This window comes from Streptomyces cahuitamycinicus, assembly GCF_002891435.1.
Classification (GTDB): domain Bacteria; phylum Actinomycetota; class Actinomycetes; order Streptomycetales; family Streptomycetaceae; genus Streptomyces; species Streptomyces cahuitamycinicus.
Genome location: NZ_POUC01000327.1, coordinates 1 through 9,336 on the forward strand (window position 1 = coordinate 1; position 9,336 = coordinate 9,336).

At 70.7% G+C, this 9,336-nt stretch carries 8 protein-coding genes and 1 tRNA gene; 1 reads left to right on the top strand and 8 read right to left on the bottom strand.

The features are described from left to right. Positions 1-41: 41 nt before the first annotated feature. Genes C1J00_RS31570 through C1J00_RS31580 form a run of 3 tightly spaced genes read right to left on the bottom strand, consistent with a single transcriptional unit; the run spans position 42 to position 3,304 of the window. Positions 42-950, bottom strand: a complete 909-nt coding sequence (locus tag C1J00_RS31570; protein WP_102912406.1) for a carbohydrate ABC transporter permease — start codon at positions 948-950, stop codon at positions 42-44. 12 nt (positions 951-962) lie between these two features. Then, the gene (locus C1J00_RS31575) at positions 963-1,976 is read right to left on the bottom strand and encodes a carbohydrate ABC transporter permease (RefSeq protein ID WP_102912407.1); all 1,014 of its coding nucleotides are present in this window, start codon (positions 1,974-1,976) and stop codon (positions 963-965) included. A 5-nt stretch (positions 1,977-1,981) separates the two neighbouring features. Next, on the bottom strand, positions 1,982-3,304 hold the full coding sequence (locus C1J00_RS31580; protein WP_102912408.1) for an ABC transporter substrate-binding protein: 1,323 nt from the start codon (positions 3,302-3,304) through the stop codon (positions 1,982-1,984). A gap of 409 nt (positions 3,305-3,713) precedes the next feature. Between C1J00_RS31580 and C1J00_RS31585 the strand changes: the two genes are divergently transcribed. Next, positions 3,714-4,769, top strand: a complete 1,056-nt coding sequence (locus tag C1J00_RS31585) for a LacI family DNA-binding transcriptional regulator (protein ID WP_102912409.1) — start codon at positions 3,714-3,716, stop codon at positions 4,767-4,769. A gap of 119 nt (positions 4,770-4,888) precedes the next feature. Here C1J00_RS31585 and C1J00_RS31590 read toward each other — a convergent pair whose 3' ends face one another. The 5 genes from C1J00_RS31590 to C1J00_RS31610 form a co-directional block, all read right to left on the bottom strand. After that, a complete protein-coding gene (locus C1J00_RS31590; protein WP_102912413.1) occupies positions 4,889-5,407 on the bottom strand; it encodes an NUDIX hydrolase in 519 nt (172 codons plus the stop codon). Positions 5,408-5,606: 199 nt separating this feature from the next. Then, positions 5,607-6,797, bottom strand: a complete 1,191-nt coding sequence (locus C1J00_RS31595; RefSeq protein ID WP_102912410.1) for an MFS transporter — start codon at positions 6,795-6,797, stop codon at positions 5,607-5,609. A gap of 97 nt (positions 6,798-6,894) precedes the next feature. Continuing rightward, positions 6,895-6,967: transfer RNA gene (locus tag C1J00_RS31600), tRNA-His, on the bottom strand. Positions 6,968-7,083: 116 nt separating this feature from the next. Beyond that, positions 7,084-7,686, bottom strand: a complete 603-nt coding sequence (gene orn / locus C1J00_RS31605) for an oligoribonuclease (protein ID WP_102912411.1) — start codon at positions 7,684-7,686, stop codon at positions 7,084-7,086. 104 nt (positions 7,687-7,790) lie between these two features. After that, positions 7,791-9,026, bottom strand: a complete 1,236-nt coding sequence (locus C1J00_RS31610; protein ID WP_102912412.1) for a helix-turn-helix domain-containing protein — start codon at positions 9,024-9,026, stop codon at positions 7,791-7,793. Positions 9,027-9,336: the final 310 nt, after the last annotated feature.

The window sequence follows — 9,336 nt, forward strand, 5'->3', positions numbered from 1 at the left end:
GGGCCGAGGCGGCTGTGGCTCGGCCCCTGGGAAAGCAGGACTCAGCCCTTGACTGCGCCCTGCATGATGCCGCCGACGATCTGCTTGCCGAAGATCGCGAAGACGATCAGGAGCGGCAGCGTGCCCAGCAGGGCGCCGGCCATGATCAGCGACTGGTCCGGGGTGTAGCCGCGTCCCAGCCCCGCCACCGCCACCTGCACGGTCGGATTGCCGGTCTGGGTCAGGACCAGGAAGGGCCACAGGAAGTCGTTCCAGGTCTGCACGAACATCAGCATGCCCAGGACGGCCATCGCGGGCCGCGCGGTCGGGAACACCACGTGCCACACCACGCGCCAGCTGCTCGCGCCGTCCACCCGGGCCGCCTCGATGATCTCGTCCGGCAGCGCCTGGATCAGGTACTGCCGCATGAAGAACACCCCGAACGCGCTCACCAGCGACGGGAAGATCACCGCTTGGAGCTGGTCCGTCCAGTCGAGCTTGGCGACCATCATGTACAGCGGGATGATGCTGAGCTGCGGCGGCACCATCATCGTGCCGATCACCACCAGCATGGCCGCGCCGCGGCCCTTGAAGCGCAGCTTGGCGAAGGCGAATCCGGCGATCGTCGACAGGAACACGATGGTGAACGACGAGATGCCGGCCACCAGGGTGGTGTTGAGGAACGCCTCGCCCAGGTTGGCGTCCGTCCAGGCCACTTCGAGCTTGTCGAAGAGGCCGGAGCCGAACCAGAACGGCGGCGGGGTCTGCGCCAGGCGCTGGTTGTCGCGCGAGGCGGCGATGGCTGTCCACACCAGCGGGAACAGCGAGATTACGGTGAAGAGGGCGAGGATGACGTACGCCACCGGGCCGGCGTGCAGTTGCCCGCCCGCGCGTGCCGCCTTCATGCCACGGGACCGCTTCGGCGGCTCGGGGACCGCGTCGGCCGGGGGTTTCGTCAGGGTCGTCGTCACGGCCGGTTCTCCTTAGCTACTGGCGCGCAGCCGGCGCGAGATGACGTAGTTGACGACACCGATCACGATGAGGATCAGGAACATCGTCCAGGCGATGGCGGAGGCGCGGCCCAGGTGCTGGTTGATCCACCCCTGCTCGTACAGGTACAGGCCGAGCGTCTGGAACTGGTGCTGGGATCCGCCGGAGGCGCCCTTGTTCGCGTCGAAGAGCAGTGGCTCGCCGAACACCTGCGAGGCGCCGATGGTCGACACCACGACCGTGAACAGGATGGTCGGACGCAGCGAGGGCAGCGTGACGTGGAGGAACTGCCGCCAGCGGCTGGCTCCGTCCAGTGCCGCCGACTCGTAGAGGTCCTGCGGGATCGCCTGCATCGCGGCCAGGTAGATCAGCGCGTTGTACCCGGTCCAGCGCCAGACGATGATGCTGGACACGGCGATCTGGGACGGCCACTTGTCGTTCTGCCAGTCGACGTGGTCGATACCGACGGCGTTCAGCGCCCAGTTGATCATGCCGTAGTCGCGGCCGAACAGCAGCACGAAGACCAGCGAGGCGGCGGCGATCGACGTGGCGTACGGGGCCAGCATGACGACGCGGTAGAAGGTGGAGCCGCGCAGCTTGTAGTTGAGGATGTGCGCCAGGCCCATCGCCATCAGCAGCTGCGGAACCGTGGAGATGATGCCGATCGTCAGGGTGTTCTTCGCCGCGTTCCAGAAGAAGTCGTCGTCGAAGATCCGGGTGTAGTTGCGCAGGCCCACCCAGGACATGTCCGTGGGCGCCGTCAGCTCCACCTGGTGGAGCGAGGCCCAGCCGGTGTACAGCAGCGGGAACAGGCCGAACGCGAGGAAGAGCAGGAAGAAGGGCGAGACGAACGCGTAGGGGCTCCACCGCATGTCGCGCTGCCAGCGACGGGAGAGCCGGGCGCGCTTCTTCATCGCCCGCTCCGTGTCCGCGCCGGCCGGCGGGCGGCCCGGGGCCGCGCCCCCCTCCTTCACGGGGGGCGCGGCGGTGTCGTGCCTGGATGCCATTCCGGTCACTGGTCCAGGTTGTTGTCGATGGTCTTGACGGCCGTGTTCCACGCCTCCTCGGGCGACTTGCCCTGGGTGACGAGGATGACGCCGTTGTCCGTCAGCCCCTGCTGGACGATCTGGTCCTTCGGGCCGATCGTCTGGACCGGGCTGCTCTTGGCGGCCGCGGCGAAGATGGTGCCTATCGGTGCGTCACCGGTCATCTCGTTCTTGGCGCTCTTGACCGCGTCCGACTCGTAGGCCGCCGGGGTGCTCGGGAAGCTGCCCTGCACGGCGAACAGCTTGGCCTGCTGCTCGGGTGCGGTCAGCCAGGCGGCCAGCTTCGCGGCCTCCTCGGCGTTCTTGCCCGACTTGGGAACCGCCAGGAAGGAACCGCCCCAGTTGCCGGACTTCGGCGACGCGGCCACGTCCCACTTGCCCTTGGCGTCCGGCTTGGACTTGCCCTTGATGTAGCCGAGCATCCACGGCGGGCAGGACATCGCGGCGAACTTGCTGTTGGCGATCGTCGTGTCCCAGGCGGGCTGGAACTGGGTGTGGTTGCCGATCAGTCCGTCCTCGGCGGCCTTCGCGGTGAGGTCGAACGCGTCCTTCACCGCCGGGTTCGACTTGTAGATGACCTTGCCGGAGGAGTCGTAGAAGCGGTCCTTCTCACTGCTGAGGATCGCCTGGAGCAGACCGCCGGGGGAGTCCAGGAAGGTGGTGCCCTTCGGAGCCTTCTTCTTGTAGTCCTCGCCGACCTCGACCAGCTTCTTCCAGTCGCCGGCCCACAGCTTGGCGACCTCCTCGCGGTCGGTGGGCAGACCGGCCTTCTCGAAGAGGTCCTTGCGGTAGCAGATGGCCATCGGGCCGACGTCCGTGCCCAGGCCGACGGTCTCGCCGCCCTCGGTGGTGGCCTGCTGCCACTTCCACTCCAGGTAGTCGCTCTTCTTGCCGTACTTGGAGAGGTCCAGCAGCTTGTCGGACTGGGTCTTGACGATCTCGGCGATGTTGCCGACCTCGACGCCCTGGATGTCCTGCAGGCCGCTGTTGGTGGTCAGGTGGTTGACCAGGGTGGGGTAGTAGTTCTCGTTCCGCTCGACGACCGTCTGCTGGATGTCGACGTCCGGGTGGAGCTTCTCGTACTCCTTGTAGAGGCCGGCCTCCTCGAACCCGAAGGTGCCGAAGAGCCCCAGAGTGATCTTGGTCTTGCCGCCGCTGTCGCCGCCGCTGCCGCCCGACGAGCCGTCGCCTCCGCCGTCGTCGGCACAGCCGGCCAGCAGCCCGGCGCCCAGCGACGCGACGGCCGCGACGACCATCGCCTTGCGGGCGGTTCGGATGCGTGCTCGCATGTCGTCCTCCTGTTGCCCTGACGTGCCGACCCCCCGGCCAACTGCATCGTCGGACCGTTTTACGCGCTTAAAGGCTCGGGCGGGGAACGTGCGGGTTGTGTATGTGTCAGGTAGCGTGGGAGCGCTCCCACCGGTGATGTGTTGAAGAGTCCCCGGTCGCGGCGGGGGTGTCAAGGGACCGGACAGGGAGAGATGCGTTCAGTTATGGGGCTGTTAACTGGACCCGGAGCCGGCCCCATTGAGGCCCGGCCGGTGACACCGAGCCGAGCCGGGTGCCGTTCGTCCCGGCCCTCCGGCCGAAGCGGAAGGGTCGGGGGCGGCGAGCCCTCGGCGGCGGTCACAGGGCTGACGAGCCTGTTAAATTCCAGGCCAGTCGCAGAGTGCGGGTGTGGACGGGAAGGCGGAGCCCATGGCAACCCACGGAGCGCGGGGCCGAAGTGGTGGCCGGCCCACCCTCGAAGAGGTGGCGGCGCGCGCCGGTGTCGGCCGCGGCACCGTCTCGCGGGTGATCAACGGCTCGCCCCGGGTCAGCGACGCGACGCGTGCGGCCGTCGAGGCGGCGGTCGCGGAGCTCGGCTACGTCCCCAACACCGCGGCCCGCGCCCTGGCCGCCAACCGTACGGACGCGATCGCGCTGGTCGTGCCCGAGCCGGAGACCCGGTTCTTCGCGGAGCCGTACTTCTCGGACATGCTGAAGGGCGTCGGGGCCGCGCTGTCCGACACGGAGATGCAGCTGCTGCTGATCTTCGCGGGCAGTGATCGCGAACGCGCCCGCCTCGCCCAGTACCTGGCGGCCCACCGCGTGGACGGCGTCCTGCTGGTCTCGGTGCACGCGGACGATCCGCTGCCGGACCTGCTGGCCCAGTTGGAGATCCCGGCGGTGATCAGCGGCCCGCGCTCGTCGGCGGAGACCCTGCCGTCGGTCGACTCGGACAACTACGGCGGCGCCCGCCAGGCCGTCGAGCACCTGCTGTCCCGGGGCCGGACCCGGGTGGCCCACATCACCGGCCGCCTCGACGTCTACGGCGCTCAGCGCCGTGTCGACGGCTACCGCGAGGCCATGAGCGACGCCGGTCTCGGGGCGGACGAGGGGATGATCGAGGCGGGGGACTTCACCGAGGAGGGCGGACACCGGGCCATGGCGGCCCTGCTGGAGCGCCACCCCGACATCGACGCGGTCTTCGCCGCCTCCGACGTCACCGCGGCCGGAGCCCGCCGGGCGCTGCGCGACGCGGGCCGCCGCATCCCGGAGGACGTGGCGCTCGTCGGCTACGACGACTCCGCCATCGCCCGCCACATGGAACCGCCGCTGACCAGCGTCCGCCAGCCCATCGAGGAGATGGGCCGTCGGATGATAGACCTCCTGCTCACCGAGGTCGCCGACCGCCGCCCGCTCGCCTCCCGGGGCCTGGAGCGCCGGCAGATGGTCCTGGCCACGGAGCTCGTGTCGCGGTCGTCGTCGTGACGGGCCGCCCTCTCCCTCCGCCTCCTCCTGGACGCGGGTGACGAGGACGCGCCTGCCGGGCACGGCCGGGCAACCGGCGGTGGTGGGCCGGGCCGTTCGCCCCGAACCGGCTGAACGATTCACGGGAGTGGGGGAGTTCGCTGCCGCGTGGCGGCGATCGGTGAGGTGAGCCCGGGGTGGCGCCGCAGCGCCTCCATCCCGTCGGGCACGAACAGCCGCGTCCGGAGCGCCTCCCGGAGCTCCGCCTGGTCGAACCAGCCGTGCCAGACGATCGCGGACGGGTCGGGAGTAAGAGGTTCCGTCACGACGGCCTCGTGCACCCCGAGCCAGTACGGGCTGATCGCCCCTCGGCAGAGGAACTCGAAGAGGAAACGCACCCGCGCCCGGACGCCCAGTTCCTCGGTCAGCTCCCGGGCCGCCGCCTCCTCGTACGACTCGCCGACCTCGACGGCCCCGCCGGTGAGCCAGTCGTGGTGTCCCGGAAACCGCGACACGTGCTCCGGCCTGCGATGCACCAGCACCCGTCCGTGCGGATCACGGCACACCGTGTTCGCGATCCGGTGAAGCCGGCCGTTGCGGATCGTCTCGTCCCGGTCGACCACCCCGAGCACCCGGTCCCGCTCGTCGACCCGCTCCACCAGCTCGCCCGGGGGCCCGCGCTCGCAGGGGCTCGGCTCCACCAGTTCACCCAGGGGCCCGCGCTCGCACGGGCTCGGCTCCACCAGCTCGCCCACGGGCCACGCTCGCACGCGCTCGATTTCACCAGTTCACCCAGGGGCCCGCGCTCGCACGGGCTCGGCTCCACCAGCTCACCCACGGGCCCACGCTCGCACGCGCTCAGACCCGGGCCGGGTCGGGCCGTCGCAGCAGATACACCGCCGCCGTCACGACCAGGACGGCCATGCAGGCGATGAACACCAGCCCCGCGCCTTCCAGGCCGATCGGGCCCGTCAGGAGGCCGACGCCGATCACGGGCACGGAGATGCCCGTGTAGGCGACCACGAACAGGGTCGAGATCACCGCCGCACGCCGGTGTTCGGGAGAGGCCGTGGCCACGTCGGCGAGGGCACCGCGGAACGCCAGCCCCTGGCCGACTCCGCCGACGAGCGCGCTGGCGATCAGCAGGGGAATCTGGTCCCACCGCAGCGCGCCGGCGAGCAGCGCCAGTCCGGCGAGGAGCCCGGCGCAGCCCAGCGGGAGGGAGCGCCGTACGCCGACCCGGCCGACCGCCAGTTGCCCGGCCGTCGAGGAGAAGAAGGCCAGCGCGACGATCAGGCCGCTCACGGCGTGGTCGTCCACGTGCAGGGACTCCGTGAGGAAGGCCGGGCTGACCGAGGTGAACACCCCGAACAGGGCGAAGCCGACGAAGGCGGCGGTGGCGGCGGGGCCGAACACCGCGCGCACCTGCACGGGCAGCGCGGGCCGCTGCGGGCGCACGGCGCGCAGCGGCTGCCGCTCCCGCACCGTCTCCGCGAGCCTCAGCAGCACTGCGGCCGAGGCGGCCACCAGGGCGAGATGGGTGACGAACGGCAGGTACAGCGGCCATGCGGCGTACTGCGCGAGCAGCCCGGAGAGCAGGGGCCCGCAGCCCAGCCCGCCCATGTTGGCGGCCGTCGCCACGAACGTGGCCCGGGAGGCGCCGCCCTCGGGTGCCAGCTCCATCACGTACGCCGTGGCGGCGCCGGTGAACAGCCCGGCGGACAGTCCCGACAGCAGCCGCCCCGCGTAGAGCCAGCCGAGGCCGGTGGCGCACAGGAAACAGACGGCGCTCAGCGCCGCGAAGCCCAGGCCGCACAGCAGCACCGGGCGCCTGCCCACGGCGTCCGAGGCGTTGCCGACCAGCAGCAGGACACCGATCACGGCGAAGGCGTAGAGGGCGTACACCACGGTGACCGTCAGCTCGGAGAAGCCGAACTCGTCCTGATAGAGGGGGTAGAGGGGAGTCGGCAGCGTGGTGCCGGCCATGCAGACGGCGAACACCGCCCCGCTGAGCACACACGCGCGCCATCCTGGGCGTCGACCGTCCATGCCGCCGACGGTAGCCAGAGCGCCGCGCCGCCCCGGAGAGGCGCGCAAAAAGCTTCAGCCGGTGGCTTCTTCGCGAAGCCACCGGCTGATTACTCAGGGTGAGTGACGGGACTTGAACCCGCGGCATCCTGGACCACAACCAGGTGCTCTACCAGCTGAGCTACACCCACCATGACCGGGTTGGAGGTCAGTGACTTCCCTGACCGGCCGAGAAAAAGTGTACAGGGTCCGAAGGGGTGCTCGCGCCCGGCTTTCGCGGCGCCCCTCGACGGGGCCCCGGGCGGGCTTACTGAGCAGGCAGAACGTGCTTCGCCGCGATCGTCCTCGCGGTGTCCGAGTCGGGCCCGGGCTGCGGGACGAACACGGCCTCGCGGTAATACCGCAGCTCCGCGATCGACTCGCGGATGTCGGCGAGCGCACGGTGGTTGCCGCTCTTCTGCGGGCTGTTGAAGTACGCCCGCGGGTACCAGCGGCGGGCCAGCTCCTTGACCGACGACACGTCGACGATCCGGTAGTGGAGGTAGCTCTCCAGCGTCGGCATGTCGCGCAGCAGGAAACCGCGGTCGGTGCCGACGGAATTCCCGCACAGCGGCGCCTTGCCCGGCTCCTTGACGAACTCCCTCACGTACGTCAGGACCTGGTCCTCGGCGTCCTTCAGGGTGGTTCCGGCGGCGAGCTCTTCGAGCAGCCCGGAGGCGGTGTGCATGTGACGCACCACGTCCGGCATCGTCTCCAGCGCCTGCTCCGGCGGCCGGATGACGATGTCCACGCCCTCCCCGAGCACGTTCAGCTCGGAGTCGGTCACGAGGGCGGCCACCTCGATGAGCGCGTCGTCCGACAGCGAGAGGCCGGTCATCTCGCAGTCGATCCACACCATGCGATCGTTCATGTGTCTAACCTTACGGCCCACCGCCACCGGCCGGGCCGTCCGTGCCGGGAAAGCCGAGGGGCCCGCGAGGAGACGTGCTCCTCGCGGGCCCCTCGGCTACCGCTTCAGGGTGCGCTGCGCTGCCCGGGCAGGCTGGCCGACAGGGCCGGGGACTGCCCGACCGCGCTCGCCGCCGCCGTACGGCGGGACTGCAGCGGCACCGGGTGCTCCGGGTGGAGCGGGGTCGGTGCCTGGCCGGGCTGGCCCGGGTGCCCGGCGTGACCCGGCATGCCGGACCCGTGGCCGCCCGGGGCGCTCTCGGTGTCCTGGGGCCGCTCGCCCTGCGGGCGCCGGGCGCGGTAGGCGGCCCGGTACGCGGCCGGGGACGAGCCCAGCTGGCGGCGGAAGTGCCCGCGCAGGGCGACCGGCGACCGGAAGCCGCAGCGCCCCGCCACCTCGTCCACCGAGTAGTCCGACGTCTCCAGCAGGCGCTGCGCCTGGAGCACCCGCTGCGTGATCAGCCACTGCAGCGGGGCGCTCCCGGTCAGTGAGCGGAAGCGGCGGTCGAACGTACGCCGGCTCATGTACGCGCGTGCCGCCAGTGTCTCCACGTCGAACTGTTCGTGGAGGTGCTCCAGAGCCCAGGCGACGACCTCGGCGAGCGGGTCGGCGCCGATCTCCTCTGGTAAAGACCTGTCGAGGTAGCGCTCCTGCCCGCCGCTGCGGCGCGGCGGCACGACGAGCCGCCTGGCCAGGGCCCCGGCCGCCTCGTTGCCGTGGTCCGTGCGCACGATGTGCAGGCACAGGTCGATGCCCGCGGCGGTGCCCGCCGACGTCAGCACGTCGCCGTCGTCGACGAACAGCTCGCGCGGGTCCACGTGCACCGACGGATAGCGCTTGGCCAGCGTCGGTGCGTACATCCAGTGTGTCGTCGCGGGGCGGCCGTCCAGCAGGCCCGCCGCCGCGAGGACGAAGGCGCCGGTGCACAGCCCGACGATGCGGGCGCCCTCCTCGTGGGCCCGGCGCAGCGCGTCGAGCGCCTCGTCCGGTGGCGGAGAAGTGATCGAACGCCAGGCCGGTACGACGACCGTGCCCGCGCGCGAGATCGCTTCCAGGCCATGTGGTGCGGTGAGTTCGAGTCCCCCGGTGGTCCGTAGCGGACCGTCCTCGCCCCCGCACACCAGCAGTCGGTAGCGCGGTACGCCGGCGTCCTGGCGGTCAACCCCGAACACCGACAGCGGTATGGAACTCTCGAAGATGGGGCCGCCGCTGAACAGCAGCACCGCGACGATCTCCTTGCGGCGTCGCCCGGAAAGTTTCCGGGCCGCGGCTTCCGGCGCGGCAGTGGAGTCGTGGCTCATACTGCTAAGCCCCCCTCGGTGGTCGCGGCTCCTCGGTTGTGTCGCTCCTGCACGTTTCCCCTCGGTCCTGCACGAGTCCCCCGCCGTAGACAGTCAAGATCGAATCTACTGTGTCCCGTCGTGCCGGAGTGGCCGGTTCGGCACTCGGCACATTGTCGACTTGGCAACTTGGCGTGAAGCATTCGATCACGAAGCGTTGCACTCGTGGGGCGTGCAGGGAAGTGCGCCTTGTCGCAGTGGCCAATCCACGTAGGGTGCGCGGACCCCCTGCGGCCCTTTCCGTGCAGGTCGAACGGGGGTTGGGGGGTGG

What these genes read in the sequence shown, in the direction of transcription:
- C1J00_RS31575 (WP_102912407.1), bottom strand. Translation starts at nt 1,976, where the DNA reads ATGGCATCCAGGCACGACACCGCCGCGCCCCCCGTGAAGGAGGGGGGC.
- C1J00_RS31580 (WP_102912408.1), bottom strand. Translation starts at nt 3,304, where the DNA reads ATGCGAGCACGCATCCGAACCGCCCGCAAGGCGATGGTCGTCGCGGCC.
- C1J00_RS31585 (WP_102912409.1), top strand. Translation starts at nt 3,714, where the DNA reads ATGGCAACCCACGGAGCGCGGGGCCGAAGTGGTGGCCGGCCCACCCTC.
- C1J00_RS31595 (WP_102912410.1), bottom strand. Translation starts at nt 6,797, where the DNA reads ATGGACGGTCGACGCCCAGGATGGCGCGCGTGTGTGCTCAGCGGGGCG.
- orn (WP_102912411.1), bottom strand. Translation starts at nt 7,686, where the DNA reads ATGAACGATCGCATGGTGTGGATCGACTGCGAGATGACCGGCCTCTCG.
- C1J00_RS31610 (WP_102912412.1), bottom strand. Translation starts at nt 9,026, where the DNA reads ATGAGCCACGACTCCACTGCCGCGCCGGAAGCCGCGGCCCGGAAACTT.